This is a genomic window from Stenotrophomonas sp. YJH_SMC_20 (assembly GCF_059367845.1).
The window spans coordinates 50,050-76,069 of sequence record NZ_JCAFRG010000007.1 but is presented as its reverse complement, the minus strand read 5'-3'; the positions used below and the strand labels follow the sequence as shown (position 1 = coordinate 76,069).

Below are 26,020 nucleotides of genomic sequence, written 5' to 3'. Positions count from 1 at the left end.
GCGAGAATGTAGAGTCTGGCGAGTCTACCCCAGCCGCTGCGGCTGGCGAATTCTCCCGGGTTCCCCTGCTTAAGCTGGAGTTGCAACCGGATGGCGATGTCCCTGGCCGAGATCCGATACCTGATCAACCGCCTGTCGGGCCTGGCCCGCCGGAGCCTGGCCAGCCTGCGTACCCGTGGCTGGCGGGCGACCTGGCAGCGCATCCGCGTGCATGCCCAGCGCGCCGTGCCCGCGCCACGCACGCCGCTGTTCCTACCGCCGGCACAGGAGTTCGCTCCCTTCACGGTGCCGTTCAGCGAAACACCGGAAGCGAGCATTGTCATCCCCGTCTACAACCACGTCGATCACACCCTGGCCTGCCTGCGCGCCTTGGCGGCGCATCCACCGCAGGCCACGTGCGAGATCCTGGTAGTGGATGACGGCAGCACCGACGCCACCGTGCAGTGGATGCCGCAGGTTGCCGGACTGCGCTATGAAGTGCGCGAGTACAACGGCGGCTTCATCGAGGCCTGCAACGATGGCGTATCGCGCGCACGCGGTCGCTACGTGGTGCTGCTCAACAACGATACGGTGCCGCAGCCGGGCTGGCTCGACGCGCTGCTGGACACGTTCTCCAGCACGCCCGGCGCCGGCCTGGTCGGTAGCCAGCTGCTCTACCCGGACGGCCGGCTGCAGGAATCGGGCGGGGTGATTTTCGCTGATGGCAGTGGCTGGAGTTACGGCCGTTTCGAGGCAGCGGACGACCCGCGTTTTGCCAGCCTGCGCGACGTCGACTACTGCTCCGGCGCAGCGCTGATGCTGCCGCGCGACCTCTGGCGACAGCTGGGCGGCTTCGATACCCGCTACAAGCCGGCCTACTACGAGGACACCGACCTGGCCTTCCGCGTGCGTGCGCAGGGCCTGCGCGTCCTGGTTCAGCCGGCCAGCCGGGTGGTCCATGACGAAGGCACCAGTAACGGCACCGACACCGGCAGCGGCGTGAAGGCCTACCAGGTGCGCAACCAGGCCATCTTCGCCGACCGCTGGGCCACCGAGCTGGCCCGCCGCCCGGCGGTGGGCGAAGTGCCGTCACCGGCGCTGCTGCTGCGTGGCCGGCGCCAGGTGCTGATCCTGGACGAGGCAGTGCCGCAGCCGGATCGCGATTCCGCGTCGCTGCGCCAGGTGAACCTGATCCGCCTCCTGCTGCAGGGCGGGGCCCATGTGGTGTTCGTTCCCACCCGCCGCGAACACGGCGGCGCCGCCACCGACGCGCTGCAGCGGATGGGTGTGGAAGTCTGGTATGCACCGTTCCTCGATGGCGTCGCCAGCTGGCTGCGCACGCATGGTGGACGCTTCCACGTAGCGCTGCTGGTCCGCCACCATGTTGCCCACGAGTGCCTGCCGCTGCTGAAGCGCTATGCGCCGCAGGCGCGCACCGTGTTCGACACGGTGGACCTGCACTACCTGCGCGAACGTCGTGGTGCCGAAGTGGCCGGCGATGCTGGACTGCTGCGCGCTGCCGAGCGTACCCGCGCCAGCGAACTGGCGGTGATGGAGCAGTGCGACGTCACCGTGCTGGTCAGTTCCGCCGAGCGCGAGCAGCTGCAGGCCGACGCGCCAACGGTGCGGGTGGAGCTGATCTCCAACCTCCATGACATCGCCGGTGCCGGCAAACCGTTCGAGCAGCGTCATGACCTGGTGTTCGTCGGCGGCTTCCGCCACCCGCCGAACCTGGACGCGATGGAATGGTTCATCGGCGAAGTCTTCGCCGGCATCCGCGCCCGCCTGCCCGATGTGCGCCTGCACTGCATCGGCGCTGCCGCGCCGGAATCCCTGCTGGCCCTGGCCGCGCGCCAGCCCGGCGTGCAGATGCACGGCTTCGTCGAGGACATCACTCCCTACATGGATGGCGCACGCATTTCCATCGCGCCACTACGTTTCGGTGCCGGCGTGAAAGGCAAGATCAACCTGAGCATGGCCCATGGCCAGCCGGTGGTAGGTACCCCCTGCGCGGTGGAAGGGATGCACCTGCGCCCGGGCGAGGACGTGCTGGTGGCCGATGATGCGGCCGGCTTCGCCGATGCGGTGGTCCGCCTGTACCAGGATCCGCAGCTGTGGCGGCAACTGTCCGAAGCCGGCCTGGCCAACATCGCAGAGCACTTCTCCCTCGACGCTGCGCGCGCAACCGTGCAGCGGGTGTTTTTCACCTAATCAGGGAGACCGCCGGCACGGCGCAGGCGCTCTTCGAACGCCGGCAGCTCGGCCAGGTCCGGTTGCAGCAAGCGGGCTTGTTCGGCGGCATGCGCTGCGAAAGCCAGGTCGCCGCTGCCGAGTCGCTCGCTGCCGATGGCCAGCCAGCGCTGGGCCAGGCGCAGGCGTGCCGAGGGGAGCCCGGCCGCAGTCGGCGACAGGGTCTGCCACGCCTGCAGGCAGGCCCCTGCCGCCTGTACGCGGTTCTGCCGGAGGTTGTCGTCGAAGCAGCCGCGACTGGCGGGCAGCAGCCGCGCCGCAGCAGCCTTCACCCGAGCATCGCGCGGCGCCAGTGACTGCGCTTCGCGCAATGCGTCGAATGCACTGTGGCCGGGGGGACTGATCCATTGCCCGGAACGTTCGGCGCGCTCGATGCTGCGCAGGTGGTCGCGCAGTTGGCGCTCGCGCTGCGTGTTGCTGGCCGCCGGCTGCTGCAGCGCCTTCTGCGCCTGTTGTGCGCGCTGCAGGCGTTGCGCGAGCTGCTGTTGCGCGGCCGGCGAAGCGCCCAGCTCCTCCGCCAGCGCGGCATCGGCCCGCGCCGCCTCGAACCGGAAGTCGTCGGCCTGCGTCTGGCTGCGTGCCAGCACCGCCTGCAACGTCTGTTCACGGCCGCGCTGGGCGCTGGCATCATCGGCCGCCACTGCCAGAACGGCGAGAAATCCCTTTGCTGCGGACTCCAGCTGCCCGCGCTGCAGGGCGCGCTGGGCCTGGCGCAGGCGCCGCTCGACGGCCTGCGCCAATGCTTCCTGGCTGGCGGGCAGATCAGCATGGCCGGCATCGAACTGGCGCGCACGCTGCAGTAGTGCGGCGGCCTCGGCCAGCTCGCCGCGTCCCGCCAGCGCGCGCGCCTGCTGCAGCAGATCGCTCAGTGCATCTTCGCGACCTTCCAGCGCGGGCAGATTGTCCGGCTGCAGCGACAGGATGCGCTGGAACAGGGGCAGCGCGCTGCTGTCACCTTCATCCAGCCGGCCCGCAGCGAAGGCGTTGCGTGCCTGCGCCAGCAGTGCACCGATGCCGGCACCTGCGCTGCGCCGGGCCCGCAGCTGGCGCGCCACGGCGTCCGCCTCGCCCTGTGGTACCTGCAGTTCCCGGGCCAGTGCCAGCGCCTGCGCGCTGCCGTCGAGATCGTTGGCCTGCATCTTTTCGCGGGCCTGCTGCAGGGCCGCCGCGCCGGTACGGGCCAGGCCTTCGCGGGCCTGCGGACGATCTCCATCCAGCGCCAGCACGGCCTGGTAGCGCTCGCGCGCACCACTGCCATCGGCGGCACTCAGCCGCCCGGCCGCCAGTGCGCCATCACCTTCGGCCAGCAGCTGCTCGATCCGAGGCTCATCCCAGAACCAGTCGGCCAGCGGCTTGCGCAGCAGCACCAGCAGCACAAACACCGCCAGCGCCGCGACCAGCGCCCAGCGCCACACCCGGCGCGCGTGGCGTGCCTGCAGCCACCACCAACGGCCTTCGCGGCGGACGCGGTCCAGCGCAGGAAGTTCAGCGCCATGCGGGCGATGCGGGGGCTCGCGTTCCATGCGTGCAGGGTAGCCGGGGCAGCGTGAAGCTCAGCCGAGGCGACGCGCCTCGCTCACGCCGGGCAGCGCGTCCAGCTTGCCCAGCAGGGTCGACAGCTGGCCGTAGTCACTGACCTTCAGCCGCAGGCGCAGGTGGGCACGGCCACTGTTGCGCACGTTGTCACTGTGGATGTCCAGCACGTAGGCGTCTTCCTGGGCGATCAGGTTGGTGATGTCCTTCAGCAGCCAGCGGCGATCGACCGCATCGACCACGACGTCCACCTCGTAGCCGCCCCCGGCCTGGCCCCACTCCACCGGCAGGATGCGCTGCGGGCTGGTGGCCGCCAGACGGGCCAGCGCAGCGCAGTCTGCACGATGCACGGTGACACCGCGGCTACGGGTCAGGTAGCCGACGATGGGTTCGCCGGCCACCGGCTGGCAGCAGCGCGCCAGTTGTACCAGCAGGTTGCCCACGCCCTGTACGGTGAACTTGGACTTGCCCAGGTTCTCGCGGCGCGCGGTCGGCCGCGGCAGGCTCGGCGCGGGCGCCGGTTGGCTTGCTGCACGTTCGGCTTCCAGCAGGGCACGGCTGACCTGGTTCGGCCCGGTATCGCCCAGCGCCACCTGGATGTAGAGGTCGTCAACGCCGTCGGCATGGAACTTCTTCGCCGCGATGGCCAGGTCCGAGTGCTGCAGCCCCAGGCGCTTCAGCTCGCGCTCGAGCAGTTCGCGCCCGGCCTGCACGTTGCGCGCGCGGTCCAGCTTGTGGAACCAGCTGCGCACCTTCTCGCGCGAACGGTTGCTGGCCAGGAAGCCGTTGGCCGGCATCAGCCAGTCGCGGCGCGGGTCGGCCTCCTTGCCGGTCAGTATCTCGACCCGGTCGCCACTGCGCAGACGGTAAGTCAGCGGTACGATGCGGCCATTGACCTTCGCGCCACGGCAGCGGTGGCCAACCATGGTGTGCACCTGATAGGCGAAATCGAGCGGCGTGGCGCCCTGCGGCAGGTCCAGCACCTCGTCCTTCGGGCTCAGCGCATAGACCCGGTCCTCGGTCAGTTCGGCATCGAGCGCCCCGGCCAGTTCGTTGCCCTGCCCGTCCTGGGCCTGCTCCAGCAGCTGGCGCATCCAGGTGATCTTGCGGTCGAAGGACTTCTCCGCGCCCTTGCCGCCTTCCTTGTACTTCCAGTGCGCGGCCACGCCCAGCTCGGCCTGCGAATGCATCTCGTGGGTACGGATCTGCACTTCAATGGTGCGCCCTTCCGGACCAACCACGGCGGTATGCAGCGAGCGATAGTCGTTGGCCTTGGGCCGGGCGATGTAATCGTCGAACTCGCTCGGCACCGGTGCCCACAGTGCATGCACCACGCCCAGCGCGGCATAGCAGGCGGCGACATCGTCGACCATTACCCGCACCGCACGGATGTCGTACAGCTGGTCGAACGCCAGCCGCTTCTTCTGCATCTTCCGCCAGATGCTGTAGATGTGCTTCGGGCGGCCACTGACCTCGGCCTTGATGCCCTGCGCAACCAGCTCGCGCGACAGCACCTTCTTGACATTCTCGACGTAGCGCTCGCGGGCGATGCGGGTTTCGTCGACTTCCCGCGCAATGCGCCGGTAGGTCTCCGGCTCCAGGTGGCGGAACGCCAGGTCCTCCAGCTCCCACTTCAGCTGCCAGATGCCCAGGCGGTTGGCCAGGGGCGCGTGGATGTCGCGGGTCAGCTGGGCCAGCGCGCGGCGCTGCTCGTCGTCCAGCTTGTCGGCCGCGCGCATCCTCGCGAGCTGGCGCGCCAGCAGGATCGGCACCACGCGCAGGTCGCGGATGATCGCCAGCAGCAGCCGGCGCAGGCCCTCGCTGTTGCGTCCGGCCTCACGGCCGGCGTGCAGTGCCCACACCGGGTCGGCCGCATCCTGGCCGTCGAGCAGGCCGATCACCGCCGCCTTGTGGTTGCCCAGCGGCAGCTGGTCCAGACTGGTACGCAGGCCTGGCAGGTCAAACAGCAATGCTGCCACCACCGCGCCTTCGTCGGCCGAGAGCATCGCCAGCGCATCGAGGGTATCGCCCAGCACCGACCAGGTGGTACGCATCTGGTGGTCGCAATCCGGCGCTTCCCAATGCTCGCGCAGGGCCTGGCGCAGCGGAGCAGGCAGCACCGCTGCCGAGGGACGGTTCAACAAGGCATCCAGGCCGGGGACGGAAGCGCGGTTCACAGCATCAAGCAGGCAAGACAGAGGCCTCTACACTAGCGCCGGCGCCGTTCAGGGACAATGACCGTGGCCACCATCCCCCGGCATGAAGACATGCCGCTACACTCGCGGGCAAACCCAGGAGAGTCCCGTCATGTCCCCGATCGTCCCGCGTTTCCGCCTACGGCTGCTGGCTTGTGCCGCACTGTTGCTGTCCCTGTCGGCGCCTGCGCTGGCCCAGCGCGTGGTAGAGGGTGACCTGCAGCAGCAGATGTCACCGGCCGAATTCAAGGCTGCTGGCCTGGACAAGCTCAGTGCGCAGGAACTGGCCACGCTCAACCGCTGGCTGCAGGGCAAGGTCGAGGCGGCCACGACCCAGGCAGTTGCAGCGGTACGGGAATCGGCGCGCGAGGAAGGCCGCCAGGAAGTGATCGTGAAGAATCGCGGCTTCTTCGATTTCGGCAGCAGTGAGCCGATCGTCGGCGTGCTGCAGGGTGAGTTCCGCGGGTTCGGCAAGGGCCGCGTCTACGTGCTGGACAACGGCCAGGAATGGGAGCAGATCGATGCAACCACCCTGGCAGGCGTGCGCAGGCAGTCGCCCGCCGTCAGCATCAAGCCCGGTGTGATGGGCGTCTGGTACCTGAAGGTCGACGGTGTGAACACCCAGCCGAAGGTGCGTCGTACCAAGTAACGACGCCCATCGTGTAGAGCCGAGCCCACGCTCGGCTGCGATCTGCACGGGAAGATGACGAGGCATCAAAAAAGCAGCCGAGCATGGGCTCGGCTCTACGTCATCACATCATCGGAGTCACGCCTGGCGCAGTGCGGCTACCCGCTGCGCCAGCTTCTTCGCCGAGATGCCGGTCCGCGCGCCCAGCTCCTGCGCGAACAGCGACACCCGCAGCTCTTCCAGATCCCAGCGCAGCGCCTGCCATTGCGGGTGCTCGCGCAGGCCCTGCTGCTCAGCCACTTCCAGCGCTTCCAGGAACGGATGCAGTTCCAGCATGCGCGCCTGATCGCGCGGCGGATCACGCTTGGCGCGCTCGGTACGCAGGATCATCGCTTTCAGATAGCGCGGATACTGCGCCAATGCGTCGGCCGGTGTATCGCGCAGGAAGCCTGGATGGATCAGCCCGGCCAGCTGCGCCTCCATGTCGTCCAGGTTGCCGCGCGCCCAGCCCATCAGCGGCGCTTCCAGCATCGGCTTCAATTCGGCCACCAGCGCCAGGATGGTCTCGGCCAGCTTCAGCCGCGACATGGCCTCACCGAACAGCGCCTTGGCCGCATGCTCGCGGCGCTGCTCGAAGGCCGCCGCATCGCGTATGTCTTCCAGGCCTTCAGCCAGTACGGCGTTCATCGCCGCATCAACCAGGTCGCCACGAAGGCGTTCCTGCGATTCGATCGCCGCATACAGCAGGCCCGTCTTGGCACCCACCGGCAACTGCTTGCGTGCCTGCTTCATCTTCTCGGCTAGCGCGATCTCCAGCAGGCGGCGCACACCCAGCGGATGAGCCGCCTGCGCCTGCTGCCGATCAGCGAAGATGCGCAGCGCCACGCTGTCGCCCTCGTCCAGCAGCGCCGGATAGGCCGGCACGCCGGCTTCGCCGGGCACCTGCAGCGGAATCGGCGTGCCCGGGAAGGTACGCAGGCCATCAGCCGCCATTTCACGTCCGGCGCGTGCAGCGAAGGCGTCGCCCGCGCGCCCACCGAACTTCGCGCGCAATGCGTCCAGGTCGCGCGAGGTGGCCAGCACCCTGCCCTGCTCGTCGCGCAGGCGCAGGTTCATGTGCAGGTGCGGTTCGATCGAGCCGGGCTCGAAATCGAGCGCGGTCACCGTGGCGCCTGTCGCGCGTGAGAGGAAACGCGCCAGTTCGCCGGTGATGGCATCGGCACTGGGTTGCGGGAACGCCTCGTAGAACGCGCGACCAAAGTCCGGCGCCGGCACGTAGTTGCGGCGCATCGCCTTGGGCAGGCTGCGAATCAGCGCCGCAGCCTTGTCGGCAACGAAGCCGGGCGCCAGCCAGCCCAGCTGCACCGGATCCAATGCGTTGAGCAGGTGCAGCGGTACGTCAAGGGTTACGCCGTCATCCTCGGCACCCGGCTCGAAGCGGTAATGCAGCGGCAATCGTGCCTGGCCCAGCGCGAGGTACTTCGGGTAGCGCTCCTGCTCACTGCCTTCGCCCGGCAACAGGTCGGCCAGCGACCAGTGCAGGGTCTTGCGCTGTTCCGGCGCAAGACCCTTCCACCAGGCATCCAGGCCGGAGGCCGAATGGATCTGCGGCGGCACCCGGTCCAGGTACCAGCGTGCCTGCCAGTCTTCGTCGGCAACGATGCCGGCGCGGCGCAGCTTGGCTTCTTCCTCGCGCGCGACCTCCAGCACCTTCTGGTTGTCGGCGACGAAACTGGCGCGGGTATTGATCTCGCCGGTCACCAGTGCCTGGCGCACGAAGATGTCATGCGCCTCGCCCGGCGCGATGCGGCCGTAATGGACCGGTTTCTTCGGTGCCAGCACCAGGCCGAACAGGCTGATCTGCTCAGACGCCAGCACCTGGCCCTGCGCGCGCGACCAGTGCGGGTCGAAGTGCTTGCGCAGCAGCAGGTGCGGCAGTTCGGCGATCACCCAGTCCGGCTCGATCGCGGCCAGGGTCATGCCCCATACCTTCTGCGTATCCAGCAGGTTGGCCACCAGCAGCCACGGCGGTGGCCGCTTGGCCAGCGCCGAACCGGGGAACGGCAGGAAGCGGCGCTGGCGCGGCGCTTGGAAATCGCCCTTCTCGGTGCGGTGGCCGATCTGCGTCGGCAGGCCCGCCACCAGCGCCCGGTGCAGCGTCTGGTAGGCAGCAGCGCGTACACGTTCGCTGAAGCCGCCGCCGGCGGGCGCCTGTTCCTTCTGCGCGCGCACGGCCACCGGTGCCGGTGCGGCCTCGGCCTTGCCTTCGCGGGCCAAGCGCGCGGCACGATGCAACTGGCCGCGGGTGGCCTTTACTGCGGCCGCGTCATCACGCGCCGGGGCCGGCGCACTGCTGCCGGCCAGCAACGGTGCCATCGACGCCTCGCTGGCCTCTTCCTTCCAGCCCAGCTCCTCGCACAGCAGCCGCAGCTGGCGATGCAGCTCTCGCCATTCGCGCATGCGCAGGAAACCGAGGAAATGACGGCCGCACCAGTCGCGCAGCTTGGACTGGGTCAGGTCTTCATGTGCCTGCCGGTAGGCATCCCACAGGCGCAGCACGCCGACGAACTCGGATCGGCCGTCGGCAAACTGCGCATGCGCGCTGTCGGCCGCACCGCGCGCCTCGGGCGGGCGTTCACGCGGGTCCTGGATGCCCAGGAACGAGGCGATCACCAGCATCGGCCGCAGGCAGCCGGCGGCCTGCGCGGCCACCAGCATGCGCGCCAGCTTCACGTCCACCGGCAGGCGCGCCATCTGCTTGCCGATGGTGGTCAGGCGCCGTTCGGCATCGATCGCCCCCAGTTCGGTCAGCTGCTGCCAGCCATCGGCCACCGCGCGCTCGTCCGGTGCTTCCAGGAACGGGAACTCCTCGATGCGGCCCAGGCCCAGCTGCAGCATGCGCAGGATCACCCCGGCCAGGCTGGAGCGGCGGATTTCCGGATCGGTGAACTCCGGCCGCGCCTGGAAATCGGCCTCAGCATACAGGCGGTAACAGATGCCCTCGGCGATACGGCCGCAGCGCCCCTTGCGCTGGTTGGCGCTGGCCTGCGAGATCGGCTCGATGTGCAGGCGGTCCAGCTTGTTGCGCGGGCTGTAGCGCTTGACGCGGGCAAGGCCCGGATCGACCACGTAACGGATGCGCGGCACCGTCAGCGAGGTTTCCGCCACATTGGTGGCCAGCACGATGCGCCGGTTCGGCCCGGGATTGAACACCCGGTCCTGGTCCTGGTTGGACAGCCGCGCATACAGTGGCAGTACCTCGGTGTTGCGGTACTTTCGCCGTTCCAGCGACTGGTGCGCATCGCGGATCTCGCGCTCGCCCGGCAGGAAGATCAGCACGTCGCCGCGTGCATCCAAGCGGGTAATCTCGTCGACAGCCGACACGATGGCATCGTTGACGGTACGTTCGCCCTGGTCTTCACCCTCGCCTTCCAGCGCGCGGTAGCGCACCTCCACCGGGTAGGTGCGGCCCTCAACGCTGATCACCGGCGCATTGTCGAAATGCTGGGCGAAGCGTCCGGTGTCGATGGTGGCCGAAGTGACGATCAGCTTCAGGTCGGGGCGCTTGCGCAGCAGCTGCTTCAGGTAGCCCAGCAGGAAGTCGATGTTGAGGCTGCGCTCGTGCGCCTCGTCGACGATGATCGTGTCGTAGTTCGACAACCAGCGGTCGCTGGCAATCTCCGCCAGCAGGATGCCGTCGGTCATGAACTTGATGCGGCTGTCTTCGCTGACCTTGTCGTTGAAGCGCACCTGGTAGCCCACCAGCTGGCCCAGTTCACTCTGCAGTTCCTGTGCGACACGGCTGGCTACCGCACGTGCGGCAATCCGTCGCGGCTGGGTGCAGCCGATCATGCCGGCCTGGCCACGGCCGGCGGCCAGGCACAGTTTCGGCAGCTGGGTGGTCTTGCCCGAACCGGTTTCACCAGCGATCACCACGACCTGGTGGTCGCGGATCAGCCCGATGATGGCGTCGGCTTCACGCGCAATCGGCAGCTGCGGGTCCAGAGTAATGGACGGCTGCTGCTGCGCCCGCACCTGCCGGCGCTGCACCGACGCCTGCAAGGCCTGCTCGAAGGTGGCGGCCAGTGCCGCATCCTGTGGCTTGGCCTGGCAACGCGAGAGCATCCCCAGCAAACGGCCCCGGTCGCGGCTCATGGCGCCGTCGATGGCGGCGCGCTGTTGGCGCAGGCGGGGCGATGGATTTTTATCGATAGAGTTCATCAATCGGTTCGTTCAAAACTTTGAAAGCGACCAGTCATCACGACCGGTTTATTGTGAAGGCCAACGATTCCACAAGGAGGAACCCCATGGCGAAGACCAAGAGCACGACCAAGGCCAAGACCGGCAAGCAGAAGCTTGCGGCGGCGGCACCGTCGGCGCCGAACATCGATATCGGGATCACCCAGGGCGACCGCAAGAAGATCGCCGACGGTCTGTCGCGCTTCCAGGCCGATGCGTTCACGCTCTACCTGAAGACGCACAACTTCCACTGGAACGTGACCGGGTCGATGTTCAACTCGCTGCACACCATGTTCGAGACGCAGTACACCGAGCAGTGGGCGGCACTGGACGATGTGGCCGAGCGCATCCGCGCGCTGGGCTTCAATGCCCCGGGCTCCTACCGGGAATTCGCTGCGCTGACCTCGATCGCCGAGGAACCGGGCCTGACCGACAGTGCGGACTGGCGTGAAATGGTACGCCAGTTGGTGGTCGCCAACGAAGCGGTCTGCCGTACGGCACGTGAAGTGCTGGAGGTGGCGGCCAAGGGGGACGACGCGCCGACCGAGGATCTGATGACCCAGCGCCTGCAGACCCACGAGAAGTACGCCTGGATGCTGCGTTCCCTGCTGCAGTAAGAGTTGGGGCTGGTTCGGCAGGGCTGCGCCCTGCACCCGCAGAGGCCGAAGCAACAGCAACTACCAGAGCAAGAGCAAGAGCTGGTTTCCTGTGGGTTGGCGGGGTGGGTCCGGTGGCAGGGGACGCCGTAAACCCGTCCTTGGGGGCTTGGCCGCGGCATCCATGCCGCGGACACCCCTGCCACCGGACCCACCCCGCCTTCGACAGATTTCCGCGATCTGCCGGCAAAGCCATTGGGGTCAGATCCGTTTTCCGCAGGAAAACGGATCTGACCCCATTTTGATTGTCGATATCTGACAGATTTCATCCACGCATGGCGTGGATCTACCCGCCACCGGGCCAAGTCTGGGGGAGAGCCCCCTGAGTCAGGGGGCGGACGCGAAGCGGCGGGGGTCTGGGAGCTGGTAAGTGGGGCCCGCGTTTCGCGCAGCGAAGCGTGGGAGCGGCAGCGCGCATGCGATGGCGCGTTCCCAGGGCGCAGCCCTGCCGACTCCCCCGCCGGGGTAAACTAGCCGGATGGCTTCCCGTCCCGCGCACGACCTGCTCCAACGCGTCTTTGGTTACGACGATTTCCGTGGTCCGCAGCAGGACATCGTGGAGCATGTCGCTGCCGGTCACGATGCCCTGGTGCTGATGCCCACCGGCGGTGGCAAGTCGCTGTGCTACCAGGTGCCGGCCCTGCTGCGTGACGGATGTGGCATCGTCATCTCGCCACTGATCGCGCTGATGCAGGACCAGGTCGAAGCCCTGCGCCAGCTCGGCGTTCGTGCCGAGTACCTGAATTCCACCCTGGATGCCGAGACCGCCGGCCGCGTCGAACGCGAGCTGCTGGCCGGCGAGCTGGACATGCTCTATGTCGCCCCCGAGCGGCTGCTGACCGGCCGCTTCCTGTCGCTGCTGTCACGCAGCCAGATTGCCCTGTTCGCCATCGACGAAGCCCACTGCGTGTCGCAGTGGGGCCACGACTTCCGCCCGGAATACCGCCAGCTGACCGTGCTGCACGAGCGCTGGCCGCAGATTCCGCGGATCGCGCTCACCGCCACCGCCGACCCGCCGACCCAGCGCGAGATCGCCGAACGCCTCGATCTGCAGGAAGCCCGCCACTTCGTCAGCTCGTTCGACCGCCCCAACATCCGCTACACCGTGGTGCAGAAGGACAACGCCCGCAAGCAGCTGATCGATTTCCTGCGCGGCCACCGTGGCGAGGCCGGCATCGTCTATTGCATGTCGCGGCGCAAGGTCGAGGAGACCGCTGAATTCCTGTGCGGCCAGGGCTTCAACGCCCTGCCCTACCACGCCGGCCTGCCGCCGGAGGTGCGCGCTAACAACCAGCGCCGCTTCCTGCGCGAGGACGGCATCGTCATGTGCGCCACCATCGCCTTCGGCATGGGCATCGACAAGCCGGACGTGCGCTTCGTGGCGCATACCGACCTGCCCAAGTCGATGGAAGGCTACTACCAGGAAACCGGCCGCGCTGGTCGTGATGGCGAAGCTGCCGAAGCCTGGCTGTGCTACGGCCTGGGCGACGTGGTACTGCTCAAGCAGATGATCGAACAATCCGAGGCGGGCGAAGAACGCAAGCAGCTGGAACGGGGCAAGCTCGACCACCTGCTGGGCTACTGCGAATCCATGCAATGCCGCCGCCAGGTGCTGCTGGCCGGTTTCGGCGAGACCTATCCCCAGCCCTGCGGCAACTGCGACAACTGCCTGACACCGCCGGCCTCATGGGACGCGACTATCCCAGCGCAGAAGGCGCTGAGCTGTGTCTACCGCAGCGGCCAGCGCTTCGGCGTCGGCCACCTGATCGACATCCTGCGGGGCAGCGAGAACGAGAAGGTCAAACAGCAGGGCCACGACAAGCTCAGTACCTATGCGATCGGCCGCGACCTGGATGCGCGCACCTGGCGCAGCGTGTTCCGCCAGCTGGTGGCCGCCAGCCTGCTGGAAGTGGACAGCGAGGGCCACGGTGGCCTGCGCCTGACCGATGCCAGCCGCGACGTGCTGACCGGTCGCCGCCAGATCAGCATGCGCCGCGACCCGGCCAGCAGCGCCAGCGGGCGCGAGCGCAGCGCGCAGCGCACCGGCCTGTCTGTGCTGCCGCAGGATCTGGCGCTGTTCAACGCGCTGCGCGGTCTGCGCGCCGAACTGGCCCGCGAACAGAACGTGCCGGCCTTCGTGATCTTCCACGACAGCACCCTGCGCAACATCGCCGCGCAGCGCCCGACCAGCCTGGATGAACTGGCACGGGTCGGCGGCATCGGCGGCACCAAGCTGAGCCGCTACGGCCCGCGCCTGGTCGAGATCGTGCGCGAAGAGGGGTAGCGCCGGGCGCCTGGCCAGGCGCCTCCCCGTCGCCAACCGTGCGCTCGTCCCCCTGTAGAGCCGAGCCCACGCTCGGCTGCTTCTGCGTGAACGGCAGCCGAGCGTGGGCTCGGCTCTACACTGGTGCAGGTCCAACCTTGAACCGCCCATTCAGCCGGAAGTGCATCCACAGCCGCTTGCGGCTAGATTAGCGCCATGTCCCTCGCCTCGACCCTGCTCCGTGTCGTGCTCATGCTCAGCCTGTTGCTCAACGGGCTGAACGCGGCCATGGCCAGTGGTCACGAGGAAATGGGCCGGATGGCCCACGCGGTAGCCGCCCTTGATGGCGGCGATGCCGACTGCCACCACCACGCCGCCATGCAGGCCGACGAGGCCCCGCAGGTCAAGGCCCCCGCCCACGACGCCCACTGCCAGATCAAGGACTGCGTGCGCAGTTGCGCCCAGCACCCGCTGCTGGTGGTGCAGCCGTTGCCGTACCTGGCGGGCCCGGCACTGTCGCTGCCGCCGCAGCCGATGCCGGCCACTGGCCGGCCGGCGCCGCCGCTGCCGCCCATCTCACGCCCTCCCATCGGCTGATTCCACACGCATCGTGCGCCCTGCGCACCGTAGCCGGCCAGCTGCCGGCGTCTTTACGTGTCTGGAGTCACCACCATGAATACCCGCATTCCCCCCGGCCCGGGCGCTGTGCCCATGCCGTCGCGCCGCCTGTTCGTGCAGGGCCTGGCCGCCGGTGGCGTGGTTGCCGGCATCGCCGCTGTCGGCGTGCCGCAGCGTACGCTCGCCTCCGCCACGGCCGCCCCGCGCCTGGCCGGCGCCCCGGCCGTGCTCAGCGATACCCGCATCGAACTGGCCATCGGCGAATCGCTGGCCAACTTCACCGGCCGCACCCGCCCGGCGATCACCGTCAACGGCTCGCTGCCGGCGCCGATCCTGCGCTGGCGCGAAGGCCAGACCGTGGACCTGTTCGTGCGCAACACGCTGGAGCGCCACCCGACCTCGATCCACTGGCACGGCATCCTGCTGCCGGCCAACATGGACGGCGTGCCCGGCCTGAGCTTCAACGGCATCGGCCCCGGCGAGACCTACCACTACCACTTCCAGCTGAAGCAGTCGGGCACCTACTGGTACCACAGCCATTCGATGTTCCAGGAGCAGGCCGGCCTGTACGGTGCACTGATCATCGATCCGGCCGAGCCAGCGCCGTACCACCACGACCGCGAGCACGTGATCCTGCTGTCCGACTGGACCGACATGGACCCGGGTGCGTTGTTCCGCCGCATGAAGAAGCTTGCCGAGCACGACAACTACTACAAGCGCACCCTGCCCGACTTCCTGCGCGATGCGAAGCGTGACGGCTGGTCGGCTGCGCTGTCGGACCGTGGCATGTGGGGCCGGATGCGGATGACGCCCACCGACATCTCCGACATCAACGCGCATACCTACACCTACCTGATGAACGGTACGGCGCCAGCCGGCAACTGGACCGGGCTGTTCCGCAGCGGGGAAAAGGTACTGCTGCGCTTCATCAATGGCGCCTCGATGACCTACTTCGATGTGCGCATTCCCGGCCTGAAGATGACCGTGGTCGCCGCCGATGGCCAGTACATCCATCCGGTCAGCATCGATGAGTTCCGCATCGCTCCCGCCGAAACCTACGATGTGCTGGTCGAGCCCACCGGCCAGGACGCGTTTACCATCTTCTGCCAGGACATGGGCCGCACCGGCTTCGCTGCCGGCACGCTGGCGGTACGCCATGGCCTGCAGGCGCCGATCCCTGCACGCGACCCGCGCCCGTTGCTGACCATGAGCGACATGGGGCATGACATGGGCGGTGGCGGTCATGGCGGGCACGACATGACCGCGATGAAGGGCATGGAAGGCGGCTGTGGCGCCAGCATGGGCCACGGTGCGCATGGCGGCGGTGATGCCGCCAGCAAGGCGCCAAAGCACCCGCCCAGCGAGCGCAACAACCCGCTGGTGGACATGCAGAGTTCGGCTACCGAACCGAAGCTGGACGACCCCGGCATCGGCCTGCGCGACAACGGCCGCAAGGTCCTGACCTACGGCGCCATGCGCAGCCTGTTCGAAGACCCCGATGGTCGCGAGCCCAGTCGTGAAGTCGAGCTGCACCTGACCGGCCACATGGAGAAATTCTCCTGGTCGTTCGACGGCATCCCGTTTGCCAGCGCCGAGCCGCTGCGGCTGAACTACGGCGAACGCATGCGCATCGTGCTGGTCAACGACACCATGATGCAGCACCCGATCCATCTGCACGGCGTGTGGAGCGATCTGGAAAACGCACAAGGCGAATTCCAGGTGCGCAAGCACACCATCGACATGCCACCCGGTACACGCCGCAGCTACCGCGTGCGCGCCGACGCGCTCGGCCGCTGGGCCTATCACTGCCATCTGCTGTACCACATGGAAGCGGGCATGATGCGCGAAGTGAGGATCGAAGAATGAGCCGCTCACTGCTTTCCCCCAGCCTGCTGGCCCTGGGCCTGGCCGCCGCGTTGCCGGTGTTCGCGCAGTCGCACGCCGGCCATGACATGGGCGCGATGAACGTGCCTGCGAAGAGCGCGAAGACCCCGGCCGAAACGGTCGATCATTCAAAGATGGATCATTCGGAGATGGACATGGGTGCGGCGGATCACGCCGGCATGGACCACTCCACGATGGACCACTCGAAGATGGACCATGGCGCGATGCAGCCAGCGGCGATGGACCATTCGCAGATGGACCACGGGGCGATGGGCCACGGCACGCCTGCACCCACCGAACCGCGCGAACCGATCCCGGTTCCGACTGATGCCGACCGCGCCGCCGCCTTCCCGCCGATCGCGCATGGCGCGATGGAACACGCGCCGGAGATCAACAGCCTGCTGCTGATCGACCGGCTTGAGCATTGGGATGGCAAGAGCAGCAACGGCCAGGCCTGGGAAGCCACCGGCTGGATCGGCGGCAACATCAACCGCCTGTGGCTGCGCACCGATGGCGAACGCAGCCGCGGCCGCACCGAATCGTCGTCACTGGAAGCACTGTATGGTCGCAGCGTGTCGCCGTGGTGGGACGTGCTGGTCGGCGTGCGCCAGGACTTCCGCCCGTCCGACTCGCGCACATGGGCGGCCATCGGCATCCAGGGTCTGGCGCCGTACAAGTTCGAAAGCTCGGCCACGCTGTACATGGGCTCCGGCGGCCAGGTGCTGGCCAAGGCCGAGGTCGAGTACGACGTGCTGTTGACCAACCGCCTGATCCTGCAGCCGCTGCTGGAAGCCACCGTTGCGGCCAAGGATGAACCGGAGTACGGCATTGGTCGCGGACTGAACAAGGTCGAAGCCGGGCTGCGCCTGCGCTATGAGTTCAGCCGTCGCTTCGCGCCGTACATCGGCATCAGCCACGAACGTACGTTTGGCGACACCGCCGACTATGCCGGTGACCACGCGCGCGACACGCGTTGGGTGGCGGGCGTGCGCATGTGGTTCTGAGCAGCGGTTCGTGAGCAATGGCCAGCCCCGGCAGCCGCCGGGGCCGGCTACACTGCGCCACGTTCCAATGCAGGCACCGCCATGTCGTTGCAGATCCGCCGCGCCACCCTTGCCGATGTCGATGCGCTGTCGGCGATCGCCATCGCCACGTACAACGAAACCTGGGGCGATTCCTATCCGCCGCAGGAGCTGCACGATTTCCTGCAGGCGCACTACAGCAGCGAACCGCAGCGCATCGAACTGTCCGACCCACGCAGTGCCATCTGGCTGTTGCTGGACGGTGACGCCGTGGTCGGCTATCTGGCCGCCGGTGCCAACACCTTGCCGCACACGGATGCACGCGAGGGTGACATCGAGCTGAAGCGGTTCTACATTCTGGCTGCACACCAGAACGGCGGCCATGGTGCACGCATGATGGACGCGTTCATGGCCTGGCTGGACCAGCCGCAGCGCCGCACCCTGTGGGTGGGCGTATGGGAAGAAAACTTCGGCGCGCAGCGCTTCTACGCGCGCTATGGCTGCAGCAAAGTGGGCGAGTACGACTTCATCGTCGGCGATACCCACGACCGCGAGTTTATCCTTCGGCGGCCGTGATCACGTCTTTGTAGAGTCGAGCCATGCTCGGCTATTGGCGGCAACAGCCAGTCGAGCATGGCTCGACTCTACAGAGAGCGAAGCGCCTAGAAGTCGAACAACTCGGAGAGGAAGCTCTCCTTCTTCTTTTTCTTGTAGCCGTGGCCACGGTTGTCCTCGTAGCGCTGGCCGAGGTGGCGGGTATCACGGTGCATCACCGGTGGCGGCGCGGACGCCGGCTGAGCCTGCACGGGCGCTGGCGGAGGTACCGCAGCACCGGCGCCCGCACGTTCGATGATCTTGTCCAGCTCGCCACGATCCAGCCACACACCTCGGCAGCCAGGACAATAGTCGATCTCGATGCCATGGCGTTCGGCCATCTGCAGGGTCTGGGTCTTGCACACGGGGCACAGCATCGGCATTGCTCCTGTCGGTCTGGTAACGACTGTACCTGCCCTGTGATGACTGTGCGGCAACACATGACCGATAGCACAGGGACTTCCGGCGCGTGCCAGCGTCCCTCGCCATCTTCCACACTGCAAGCTGGTTCCGCAGGGAGTGCGTCCATGACCGTCCTGTCCCGCCTGCCCAGCGCCGCGCGCCTGCTGCTGGTGCTGTTCGGCGTTGGCGTTGGCCTGAATCTGCGCGACATCGCAGCCGCCGCAGCCACGCCGATTCCCGCCTTGCCCATTGCTTACGGCGGCAGCCTGCTCGACAACGCGCTGGCCGTGCTCGTGGCACTTCTGCTGGCCGCGCTGCTGCGGCCACGCGGGATGGGCCTGATGGCCAGCCTGGGGCTGCGCGGCAACGGCTGGAGCGGCCCGATGTGGGTACTGCTGGCCAGCCTGCCCTGCTGGCTGGGCCTGGCGCTGCTCGGTACACCGAACAAGGCACTGACCGTACTGGATGCCACCATGCTGGCGGTGCTGTTCCCGCTGGCCGAGGAAGTACTCTTCCGCGGCCTGGGCTTCGTGCTGCTGGTGAAGATCGTGCGCGGCCCCTGGCCATGGCTTGCATTGCCGCAGGCGCTGCTGTTCGGCATGGTGCACTGGCTCGGCTTCGGCGGGTTGGACGGTGGCGGCATCGCGCTGTTCGTCGGCGCAGTGATCGCCCTCGGTGGCTTCATCTTCGCTTTGCTCGACCACCTCGACGGCGACACGCTGTGGTGCGGCCTGGCCCTGCACGTTTCGATGAACCTGGCCTGGAATGTGTTCAGCCTCGACGACGCCGTCGCTTTGGGCTGGCAGGCCACCGGTCTGCGCATCGGCACCGCCCTGCTCGCGGTCGCGGTGCTGGCCTGGCACGTGCGGCTCCGGCGCCAGAGAAGCCTGTAACGCCCGCTTAGCCTGCCGTGCACGTCGGGATCACTACTGGCTTGCGCATACTTGCGCGCCATTTCACCGTTGCTGTCCGGAGTTGTCGCGTCATGTTGCTGTCCAAGCGCCACGTCGAACCCCGCGTCCTGCTCATCGAGGACGCCGAGGAAACCCGCGAACTGAGTCGGCTGGCGCTGGAAAGCCAGGCCTGCCACGTGGCGGGCGTGAGCTCTGCCGAAGCGGCATTGGGCCTACTGGCCGCCGGTGAGCGTTTCGATCTGCTGTTCACCGACGTCAATCTGGGTGCAATCAGTGGCATCGAAGCCGCCAACCGGGTCCGCGGCCTGTATCCCCAGCTGCCGATCCTGGTGACGTCGGGCATGGACCAGCACCAGGTGCTGCCGCAGCTGCGCGACGGCATCCATTTCCTGCCCAAGCCGTACAACATGAGCGAGCTGCTCGACGCCATCCGGCTGTGCTTCCGGCATGCCGATGTGGGCGTATTGACCGGGCCGGATGCACAGGCGGCCTGAGGCGTTCATCCATGCATGGCGTGCATCTACTGCAATGGCCCTGTAGATCCACGCCATGCGTGGATGGCGCCCATCATCAACCGCTGCTGTACGGCCCGCTACCCGGAAACACCTTCAGCAGCGCACGGGTGATCGTGTCCGGGTAGACGGTGAAGTGATCCTCGTCATCGATCACCATGTTCTCCACCTTCAACGATCGCCCGCTGCTGCGTAGCTGCTCGGCGAATTCTGCGTTGTGGCGCAGCATGTCGTTGCGGGTGAAATAACGCGGTTCGGGCTTGACCGTTTCAAAGCTGCCCACCGACAGCACCACCGTGGTCGGCTGCGCCGGCGCCTTGGCCTCGGCCTGCATGCGCGGCGCCCGATGGTCGTCGAACCACAGTGATGGGCTGGAGAGGATGTAGGTGCGGAACATATCCGGGCGCGTGGTCAGCACGTAGGCGCCGAACAGGCCACCATAGGAATGACCGGCATAGGCACGCCGCGCCGGATCGGTGCGGTAGCGCGCATCGATCATCGGCAGCACCTGCTCAGCGAGGAAATCGCGGTAGTGCGCCGCGCCGCCGTAGCTGACGTCGTCGCTGTAGTCACGCGGATCGGTCCGCGCCGGATCGCTGGGCGTGTAATCGCGCGAGCGGCTCTGCTTGGACGTCAGGCCTTCCTGCGGCGGCAGCCCGACCAGGATGAAATCCTCCAGGTTCACGCCCTTCTGCCCCACCATGTTGCGCACGCTGCGCACCAGCGGGAAGCTGTACAGCGCATCGGTCACGTACAGCACCGGATAGCGCTTCTCCGGATGCGCCGCGTAGTCAGCCGGCAGTGCTACCCAGACCGGATAATCGCGGCCGATCGGATCGTGCACGCGCAGCGCTTCGGTATCCGGCAGCACCACGCCCGACACTGCGGCGGCCGGGCTCTCCTTCGCTTCATTCTGCGTTGCCGGTGGCGCCACCGACATCGCACAGCCATTCACGGCCAGGCAGGCCGCCACACTCCATCCACGCACACGCTGCATCCACACGCTCCCATTGTGGGCGGCGCACCGGATGGCGCCGCTGCCGCATCCTTGCATGGTGCGCAATCCACTGCCAGTGCGGTCAGGGCGAGGCCGGCGGCGCCGGGAACAGTGTGCGCAGCGCCTGCAATGCGGCCGGATGATAGATCGTAGCGTGGGTTTCTTCCGGCAACGGCAGGTACTTCACCAGCGGCGACGGCGAAGCCTGCTGCAGCAACTCGGCCAGTCGTGCAGTGGATGCGGCCAGCTCCGGCTGCCCACTGCTGGCCAGGAATACGCGCGGCTGCGCACGCGTCACCGCCGGCAGCTGTTTGGCTGCGCCGGCCAGCATTGCGCCACGGTTCCACCACAGGCTGGGGTCCAGCGCGATGTAGCTGTTGAACAACGTTGGCTCCTGCAGCAGCGTCTCGGCCACGAACAGGCCGGCCAGCGATTCACCGATCAGCGCGCGCTCGTCGGTGGTCGGGTAGCGCTGGCGCACCTGCGGCATCAGCTCTTCGCGCAGGAACGCGCGGTAGGCCGCCGAACCACCAATGCGCGGCGCGATCTTCCGGTCCTGCGGGTCGTTGCTGGGGCCGGTCATGTCGCGGCGGCGCTCGGTGTTCTCGATGCCAACCAGCAGGAACGGACGCATGCTGCCGTTGCCGCTCAGCACCTGCACCAGCCCGGCCACATGCAGGAAGTCCTCACCGATGCCGCCATCGGCCATGTACAGCACCGGCAGCGGCGCCTTCGGATCCAGGCCCCACGGCTGCGGGCGGTAAACATTGATGCGGCGGGTTTCGCCCAGCGCCTTCGACCCGATGGTGAAGGTCTCGCCGATGGCCAAAGGCGAGGCGGCAGCGGGCGGCGCGGTTTCTGCAGCCATCAGCGGCGCGGCGGAGACAGCGGACAACAACAGCGACAGCACGATCAGACGCATGGGGCGGTCCATATTGGGAAAGCGCTGAGCATAGACCGCCGGAGGCACTGTCGTTCGCGGCACTTTGCCGATCGACCGGAACTGGAGCACCATGGAGTCGGTGATGGTCATGCAACGCGCACCATGGTTCACGGACTGGTCACCGCCACGCTCATATCCACAAGGAGGTTCCCATGTTGAGTGTATTGATCGCCACCGCCCTTGCCGCCGCCTCACCTCAGGCCAGCAGCACTCCGCCAGCATCCGCAGCATATGCGGACTGCCTGCTCGCCCACCTCCAACCGGGATTGTCCGACCACGCGATCCCGCTGCTGCAGCAGGCCTGCGTCGCGAAGCATCCGGAGAGCCACGTCGCATATTCAGAACTGGAACGCCGGATCAGCGCGCAGCGCCTGGCTGACTTTGACGCGGCTCAAGCGGAAGCCGTGCGTTCCGCGAATGCGGCAGCGACGGCTGCACAAGAAGCTGCCGACGCGGCGGCCGCGAAAGCCAAGGGAATGCGGACGAAGTAGAGGCCCTTGACCAGGCAACAAAGACGGCACCGCATTGCGATGCCTTTCTGAATGACCTGGGTCATGGGATGCAATGGTGGGCCGCGAAGGATTCGAACCTTCGACCAAAAGGTTAAGCGTAACTGGGTAATTTCATTACTTTCAATTGGTTACGCCGCCACTCGTTCCACTTCAATCTTTAAAGCGGGCGCTTGTAAGCCTTGAGCCACAACGGGCGCAGGAATTTTGCGGAACGGATTTCCTCCCCCTCCAGTTGCCTCAACAAGGCCTACCCCATCCCCCCGAATGACGGATCCTGGTCGGCCTTGGCCAGCCGGTTGCCCCGGACCCTCTCCTGCCATTCCAGAATCTTGGCGATGTCCCGACGCCCCCCCGCCGTGACCGATGACCCAATGCCGGAAGTGGCTGAGGCGGGCCACGATCGCACCGTCATCAACCTCAAGAGCGAATGGTTGGACACTTGGCTCAACCCCGACCCTGAACATATGGATGAGCTGCAAATGGCGATGGACGATCCCCAGCGCCCCTACTACTAACACGCGCTTGAAAAGGCGGCGCAAGAACGCAATGGGCCCTGCAATGCAGGGCCATTTGCAACCTAACATCGGTGTTGACCAGCGCGGCTACTACCCACCGCACGGAAGAGTCCTTTCAGCGCGCTGCAACAAGTGCCTCAGCTTTACGAGAGGGCGACGTCCGCCCTTTATATGCTCTTTCTTTCGGGCGGCTCAGATATCCCAATTCGCGACGGGGTGCCAGCCGCCCTCCACGTAGCAATGCATGTGCGGGCCGCGCTGACCGAATTCGTGGGCATAGAAGAAGCAATGAATAACGCAGGACACGCCTATAGGATTACGAGCAGCGCAAGTCCACTTCTTCATTTCATGCGGATGCTTCGCAACTATCAAATCCACATTGGTAGCCAGCCAATGGCAAGAAAGACCGTGGATATAATCTTCGGCGGCAAGGATGCCGTCATCGAAGTCGCCACTATCGACAACCTGTACGCCGACGACTTCATGCAGCTGGACACTATGAGGAAGTACAACTCATACAGCCGGAATGAAGTGGAGCAAATGATTGACTTGTTTCGCGAGCAGCAGGAGCGGCTGGGTGTGTACGAAATTCTTAGGCAAGGGACCAATCGCCTAATCTATGAAGTGCTTCAGCACATCTAAAGACGCGTATACGAACACCCCCACAGTACAGACATCAGGGTGCACAATCATTCCACTGAAGCTTGTGAGTTACGTCTCAGTGCCCGAGGGGAGACAGTGCTAGGCTCGCGCATCGATGCATGTCAACGCCTCGATGATTTGTTACAGACTCTGGAGATGTCGCATGAAACGGAAGATTCTAGGATGCTCCGCAGCACTTCTTGTATCCACCTGTGCTTTGGCGCAGGTGCCTGACGCTGACACGCAGGAAGGCAAGGAGATGCAGATTCAGGTTCACAGCTATATGAGTGAACACCCCTCAGTCTCGATAGACGAAGCAATCACGCGCCTAGCGGTTCAAGGTGAGGTGATGTCGGATATTGAAGCGTTGCGTATCGAGTTCGCAGATCGTCTGACGGAACTGTCGATCAAAGACGCGCCAGATCAACACATCCTGGTGCAACTCAAGGGGCCAGATCCAGTCGCGGATCGAACGATCAACACCGAGAGCGCGACGACCCGCGTGGTGTTCGAGGTTGGTCACAAGTACACCCAGGACGAGTTTTACGTGCTCCTTGCTAAGCACAGACCTCTTTTTCACAGCGCCATACCAGGCATCACGGGGACGACTGGGTTTCCAGGCGAAGAACGGGTGCTGATTGACATAAACGGCGACAGCCGCCAAGCAGAAGAGTTGAAGGATACAATCAAGAAGCTTGAAAGAGTCACCGGTCTCAAGATTGACGTCCGCCCCAACATGCCGAAGTCAGTCAACGCGGAGTATGTTGTTGGCGGCGCCCCCTCCAATCCAACAATAGCTACTGCACCTCAGGATTTAACGTTGCGATCCTCGCGCCGGACATAGCGCAGCGCGCTGGCACTCATCCCAATGATCGCCAGGGCACGGCGCTCGCTTGCCCCGCGCTGCACCCACTGCCGCACCAGCGCACGCCGCACCGGCGGGTCCGCTACTTTTCTCGCAGCGCGTCCTTGATCAGATCGTTCTCGAACAGCTGCTCGGCCAGCAACTTCTGCAGCCGGACGTTCTCGGCTTCCAGGTCCTTCAACCGCTTGGCGTCGGGCACGCTCATGCCACCGAACTTGCTGCGCCACAGTTGGTACGAGGCCTCGCTGAAGCCATGTCGACGGCACAGGTCCTTCACCGCCATGCCGGCCTCTGCCTCGCGTGGGAAGCCGATGATCTGTTCTTCGGAAAAGCGTTCTTCATGTCCAATCTCCGGCTTGTCGGGGATTGAACTCCAAATCGCCGTGCTACTCAAAACCTGAGGGACGTCGGGGGCACAAGAGCGCCGCCATGCGCGATAGATACGATCATCGCTTGCCTGTCGTGAAACCTGCATCTCTCCCGAAGTGTTCGGTAGGGTTTTCAGGAGCAAAAGAAAAAGGCGCCCCACAGGACGCCTAAGTCATTGATGCAATTGGTGGGCCGTGAAGGATTCGAACCTTCGACCAAAAGATTAAAAGTCTTCTGCTCTACCGACTGAGCTAACGGCCCATTGCACTGCCCCAGCCTTTCGGCGGGGTGGGCATTCTACCCTACTTTGCCGGGCCGGGTGAAACCCTGCTGCGTCGAGGTTGCCGGCCAGCGGCCAGCACTACCCGATCTGGCGAGCCCGCTTAAACCTTCCGGACCGTCGTCGCATCCCATCTGTGATCCTTCCCCGGAGCCACGGATGCGCCTGCCCCTCTACCTCGTTGCCGCCCTGCTGCTGCCCTGTACGGCACTGGCCACCCCATCCCAGGTCGTCACCGACGACATCGGCCGCTTCTGGGCCACCTATGACGCGGTGCGCGCCGAGCCCGACGTTGAACGCCAGGTCGCACTCGTGCAGGAGCGCTACATTGATCCAGGCAGCCCCGGCCTGCATGCGCTGACGCAGGTCCGCAACTATACCGCCCGCGAATACGCCGAGGCCATGCGTGCGTGGCCGCGCTTCTGGACGTCGGTTCGGCCGTTGACCGCCAACGCGCAGCAGGCCAGCGCCACCCTGGAACGGGATCTTTCCAGATTCCGGGCGCTCTACCCGGCTTTGCGCCCGGCCACCATCACCTACGCAGTCGGTGTGCTGCGCACCGGCGGCACCGCGCTCGGTGACAAGGTGCTGATCGGTGCCGAGATGGCGCTGGGCGATGAGCGCGTGGACGTGAGCGAGTTGCCGGCGAAAATGCGCGATCGCCTGCGGATCTTCTACGACAGCCGTCCGGGGGCGAACAATGCGCAGAACAACCTGCACGAGTACGTGCATACCCAGCAGCGCGAGACTACCGGCAGCCTGGCGCAGTACGCGGTGCGCGAAGGCGTGGCGGAGTATGTGGCCGAACGGCTGAGTGGGCGCCGGCCGGCGTTGCCACTGTACAGCTACGGGCCCGCGCACGAGGAGGAGATCCGCGCGCGTTTTGTCGCTGAAATGGACGGCGATGACCTGGACAACTGGCTGTACAACAACGGCCGCAATCCATTCGGGGTGAGTGATGTGGGGTACTACGCCGGGTATCGCATCGCGCAGGAGTACATGCGCCAGCAGGCCGACGAGAAGGCCGGTATCGCGCGGATGATCGAGTTGGACTATGCCGATCCGAAGGCGGTGCGGGCGTTCATCGAGGCATCGGGGTGGTTGCCTGATGAGGCTGCCGGCCAGCGGCCGGCACTACCAGACTCCATCCGCCGGTAGCGCCGGGACAGAGAGTGCGAACCAACGGTTCGCACCCACCATTGGGGCAT

Annotated in this window: 21 protein-coding genes, 1 tRNA gene and 1 pseudogene; 15 read left to right on the top strand and 8 right to left on the bottom strand. The window is 66.4% G+C overall.

What is annotated here, in order from left to right:
- The first annotated feature begins 90 nt into the window (after positions 1-90).
- Positions 91-2,190 carry a glycosyltransferase gene (locus tag AC5P6A_RS13420; RefSeq protein ID WP_021203723.1) on the top strand — a complete coding sequence of 700 codons (2,100 nt, stop codon included), beginning with the start codon at positions 91-93 and terminating at the stop codon, positions 2,188-2,190.
- On the opposite strand, the gene AC5P6A_RS13415 is transcribed toward AC5P6A_RS13420, so the two are convergent.
- Positions 2,187-3,752, bottom strand: coding sequence for a hypothetical protein (locus tag AC5P6A_RS13415; RefSeq protein ID WP_134731868.1), 1,566 nt, complete (start codon positions 3,750-3,752; stop codon positions 2,187-2,189). The two genes, AC5P6A_RS13420 and AC5P6A_RS13415, sit on opposite strands and share 4 nt — an antisense overlap.
- Positions 3,753-3,782: 30 nt before the next feature.
- Complete coding sequence (locus tag AC5P6A_RS13410) at positions 3,783-5,939, bottom strand: RelA/SpoT family protein (RefSeq protein WP_329843214.1); 2,157 nt, start codon at positions 5,937-5,939, stop codon at positions 3,783-3,785.
- 130 nt (positions 5,940-6,069) lie between these two features.
- Between AC5P6A_RS13410 and AC5P6A_RS13405 the strand changes: the two genes are divergently transcribed.
- Positions 6,070-6,606, top strand: a complete 537-nt coding sequence (locus AC5P6A_RS13405) for a hypothetical protein (protein ID WP_019660107.1) — start codon at positions 6,070-6,072, stop codon at positions 6,604-6,606.
- A 117-nt stretch (positions 6,607-6,723) separates the two neighbouring features.
- On the opposite strand, the gene hrpA is transcribed toward AC5P6A_RS13405, so the two are convergent.
- The gene (gene hrpA, locus AC5P6A_RS13400; RefSeq protein ID WP_346715145.1) at positions 6,724-10,806 is read right to left on the bottom strand and encodes an ATP-dependent RNA helicase HrpA; all 4,083 of its coding nucleotides are present in this window, start codon (positions 10,804-10,806) and stop codon (positions 6,724-6,726) included.
- 86 nt (positions 10,807-10,892) lie between these two features.
- Between hrpA and AC5P6A_RS13395 the strand changes: the two genes are divergently transcribed.
- From AC5P6A_RS13395 to AC5P6A_RS13370, 6 genes are all read left to right on the top strand, one after another.
- Complete coding sequence (locus AC5P6A_RS13395) at positions 10,893-11,441, top strand: Dps family protein (protein WP_005410730.1); 549 nt, start codon at positions 10,893-10,895, stop codon at positions 11,439-11,441.
- Positions 11,442-11,958: 517 nt separating this feature from the next.
- Entirely contained in the window at positions 11,959-13,764 is a 1,806-nt protein-coding gene (gene recQ / locus AC5P6A_RS13390; protein WP_346715144.1) for a DNA helicase RecQ, read from the top strand.
- 195 nt (positions 13,765-13,959) lie between these two features.
- Positions 13,960-14,340, top strand: coding sequence for a CopL family metal-binding regulatory protein (locus AC5P6A_RS13385; RefSeq protein WP_346715143.1), 381 nt, complete (start codon positions 13,960-13,962; stop codon positions 14,338-14,340).
- Between the two features lie 75 nt (positions 14,341-14,415).
- The gene (locus tag AC5P6A_RS13380) at positions 14,416-16,227 is read left to right on the top strand and encodes a copper resistance system multicopper oxidase (protein WP_155029986.1); all 1,812 of its coding nucleotides are present in this window, start codon (positions 14,416-14,418) and stop codon (positions 16,225-16,227) included.
- Positions 16,224-17,249, top strand: a complete 1,026-nt coding sequence (locus AC5P6A_RS13375; RefSeq protein WP_134731878.1) for a copper resistance protein B — start codon at positions 16,224-16,226, stop codon at positions 17,247-17,249. Before AC5P6A_RS13380 ends, AC5P6A_RS13375 begins: the two co-directional genes overlap by 4 nt.
- A gap of 81 nt (positions 17,250-17,330) precedes the next feature.
- A complete protein-coding gene (locus AC5P6A_RS13370) occupies positions 17,331-17,843 on the top strand; it encodes a GNAT family N-acetyltransferase (RefSeq protein WP_134731880.1) in 513 nt (170 codons plus the stop codon).
- A gap of 86 nt (positions 17,844-17,929) precedes the next feature.
- Here the strand turns inward: AC5P6A_RS13370 and AC5P6A_RS13365 are convergent, their stop codons facing one another.
- Positions 17,930-18,238, bottom strand: coding sequence for a TFIIB-type zinc ribbon-containing protein (locus AC5P6A_RS13365; RefSeq protein ID WP_111098887.1), 309 nt, complete (start codon positions 18,236-18,238; stop codon positions 17,930-17,932).
- A 150-nt stretch (positions 18,239-18,388) separates the two neighbouring features.
- Between AC5P6A_RS13365 and AC5P6A_RS13360 the strand changes: the two genes are divergently transcribed.
- The gene (locus AC5P6A_RS13360; RefSeq protein WP_346715142.1) at positions 18,389-19,156 is read left to right on the top strand and encodes a CPBP family glutamic-type intramembrane protease; all 768 of its coding nucleotides are present in this window, start codon (positions 18,389-18,391) and stop codon (positions 19,154-19,156) included.
- A gap of 92 nt (positions 19,157-19,248) precedes the next feature.
- Positions 19,249-19,671 carry a response regulator gene (locus AC5P6A_RS13355; protein WP_021203157.1) on the top strand — a complete coding sequence of 141 codons (423 nt, stop codon included), beginning with the start codon at positions 19,249-19,251 and terminating at the stop codon, positions 19,669-19,671.
- 76 nt (positions 19,672-19,747) lie between these two features.
- Here the strand turns inward: AC5P6A_RS13355 and AC5P6A_RS13350 are convergent, their stop codons facing one another.
- Both AC5P6A_RS13350 and AC5P6A_RS13345 read right to left on the bottom strand, forming a co-directional pair.
- Entirely contained in the window at positions 19,748-20,686 is a 939-nt protein-coding gene (locus AC5P6A_RS13350; RefSeq protein ID WP_180877691.1) for an alpha/beta hydrolase-fold protein, read from the bottom strand.
- Between the two features lie 82 nt (positions 20,687-20,768).
- Positions 20,769-21,608, bottom strand: a complete 840-nt coding sequence (locus tag AC5P6A_RS13345) for an alpha/beta hydrolase-fold protein (RefSeq protein WP_180877692.1) — start codon at positions 21,606-21,608, stop codon at positions 20,769-20,771.
- Positions 21,609-21,781: 173 nt separating this feature from the next.
- Here AC5P6A_RS13345 and AC5P6A_RS13340 point away from each other — a divergent pair, with 173 nt between their 5' ends.
- The 4 genes from AC5P6A_RS13340 to AC5P6A_RS13325 all read left to right on the top strand — a co-directional run bounded on the left by AC5P6A_RS13340 (position 21,782) and on the right by AC5P6A_RS13325 (position 24,142).
- Positions 21,782-22,120, top strand: coding sequence for a hypothetical protein (locus AC5P6A_RS13340; protein ID WP_180877693.1), 339 nt, complete (start codon positions 21,782-21,784; stop codon positions 22,118-22,120).
- A gap of 356 nt (positions 22,121-22,476) precedes the next feature.
- Entirely contained in the window at positions 22,477-22,656 is a 180-nt protein-coding gene (locus tag AC5P6A_RS13335) for a hypothetical protein (RefSeq protein ID WP_180877711.1), read from the top strand.
- A 132-nt stretch (positions 22,657-22,788) separates the two neighbouring features.
- The gene (locus tag AC5P6A_RS13330) at positions 22,789-23,298 is read left to right on the top strand and encodes a hypothetical protein (protein ID WP_180877694.1); all 510 of its coding nucleotides are present in this window, start codon (positions 22,789-22,791) and stop codon (positions 23,296-23,298) included.
- Positions 23,299-23,461: 163 nt separating this feature from the next.
- Entirely contained in the window at positions 23,462-24,142 is a 681-nt protein-coding gene (locus AC5P6A_RS13325; RefSeq protein WP_180877695.1) for a hypothetical protein, read from the top strand.
- Here the strand turns inward: AC5P6A_RS13325 and AC5P6A_RS13320 are convergent.
- Positions 24,118-24,446: pseudogene (locus AC5P6A_RS13320) on the bottom strand (transposase); the annotation flags it as partial. The gene AC5P6A_RS13325 and the pseudogene AC5P6A_RS13320 sit on opposite strands and share 25 nt — an antisense overlap.
- A gap of 271 nt (positions 24,447-24,717) precedes the next feature.
- Positions 24,718-24,793: transfer RNA gene (locus AC5P6A_RS13315), tRNA-Lys, on the bottom strand.
- A gap of 178 nt (positions 24,794-24,971) precedes the next feature.
- Between AC5P6A_RS13315 and AC5P6A_RS13310 the strand changes: the two genes are divergently transcribed.
- Complete coding sequence (locus AC5P6A_RS13310; RefSeq protein WP_495222325.1) at positions 24,972-25,970, top strand: DUF2268 domain-containing putative Zn-dependent protease; 999 nt, start codon at positions 24,972-24,974, stop codon at positions 25,968-25,970.
- Positions 25,971-26,020 lie beyond the last annotated feature (50 nt).

Bases quoted from the DNA above. Each gene is read 5' to 3' on its own strand.
- AC5P6A_RS13345 (WP_180877692.1), bottom strand. From the start codon at position 21,608: ATGCGTCTGATCGTGCTGTCGCTGTTGTTGTCCGCTGTCTCCGCCGCG.
- AC5P6A_RS13360 (WP_346715142.1), top strand. From the start codon at position 18,389: ATGACCGTCCTGTCCCGCCTGCCCAGCGCCGCGCGCCTGCTGCTGGTG.
- AC5P6A_RS13395 (WP_005410730.1), top strand. From the start codon at position 10,893: ATGGCGAAGACCAAGAGCACGACCAAGGCCAAGACCGGCAAGCAGAAG.
- AC5P6A_RS13325 (WP_180877695.1), top strand. From the start codon at position 23,462: ATGAAACGGAAGATTCTAGGATGCTCCGCAGCACTTCTTGTATCCACC.
- hrpA (WP_346715145.1), bottom strand. From the start codon at position 10,806: ATGAACTCTATCGATAAAAATCCATCGCCCCGCCTGCGCCAACAGCGC.
- recQ (WP_346715144.1), top strand. From the start codon at position 11,959: ATGGCTTCCCGTCCCGCGCACGACCTGCTCCAACGCGTCTTTGGTTAC.
- AC5P6A_RS13405 (WP_019660107.1), top strand. From the start codon at position 6,070: ATGTCCCCGATCGTCCCGCGTTTCCGCCTACGGCTGCTGGCTTGTGCC.
- AC5P6A_RS13415 (WP_134731868.1), bottom strand. From the start codon at position 3,752: ATGGAACGCGAGCCCCCGCATCGCCCGCATGGCGCTGAACTTCCTGCG.
- AC5P6A_RS13375 (WP_134731878.1), top strand. From the start codon at position 16,224: ATGAGCCGCTCACTGCTTTCCCCCAGCCTGCTGGCCCTGGGCCTGGCC.
- AC5P6A_RS13385 (WP_346715143.1), top strand. From the start codon at position 13,960: ATGTCCCTCGCCTCGACCCTGCTCCGTGTCGTGCTCATGCTCAGCCTG.
- AC5P6A_RS13380 (WP_155029986.1), top strand. From the start codon at position 14,416: ATGAATACCCGCATTCCCCCCGGCCCGGGCGCTGTGCCCATGCCGTCG.
- AC5P6A_RS13310 (WP_495222325.1), top strand. From the start codon at position 24,972: ATGCGCCTGCCCCTCTACCTCGTTGCCGCCCTGCTGCTGCCCTGTACG.
- AC5P6A_RS13365 (WP_111098887.1), bottom strand. From the start codon at position 18,238: ATGCTGTGCCCCGTGTGCAAGACCCAGACCCTGCAGATGGCCGAACGC.
- AC5P6A_RS13335 (WP_180877711.1), top strand. From the start codon at position 22,477: ATGTCCCGACGCCCCCCCGCCGTGACCGATGACCCAATGCCGGAAGTG.
- AC5P6A_RS13355 (WP_021203157.1), top strand. From the start codon at position 19,249: ATGTTGCTGTCCAAGCGCCACGTCGAACCCCGCGTCCTGCTCATCGAG.
- AC5P6A_RS13340 (WP_180877693.1), top strand. From the start codon at position 21,782: ATGTTGAGTGTATTGATCGCCACCGCCCTTGCCGCCGCCTCACCTCAG.
- AC5P6A_RS13420 (WP_021203723.1), top strand. From the start codon at position 91: ATGGCGATGTCCCTGGCCGAGATCCGATACCTGATCAACCGCCTGTCG.
- AC5P6A_RS13350 (WP_180877691.1), bottom strand. From the start codon at position 20,686: ATGCAGCGTGTGCGTGGATGGAGTGTGGCGGCCTGCCTGGCCGTGAAT.
- AC5P6A_RS13370 (WP_134731880.1), top strand. From the start codon at position 17,331: ATGTCGTTGCAGATCCGCCGCGCCACCCTTGCCGATGTCGATGCGCTG.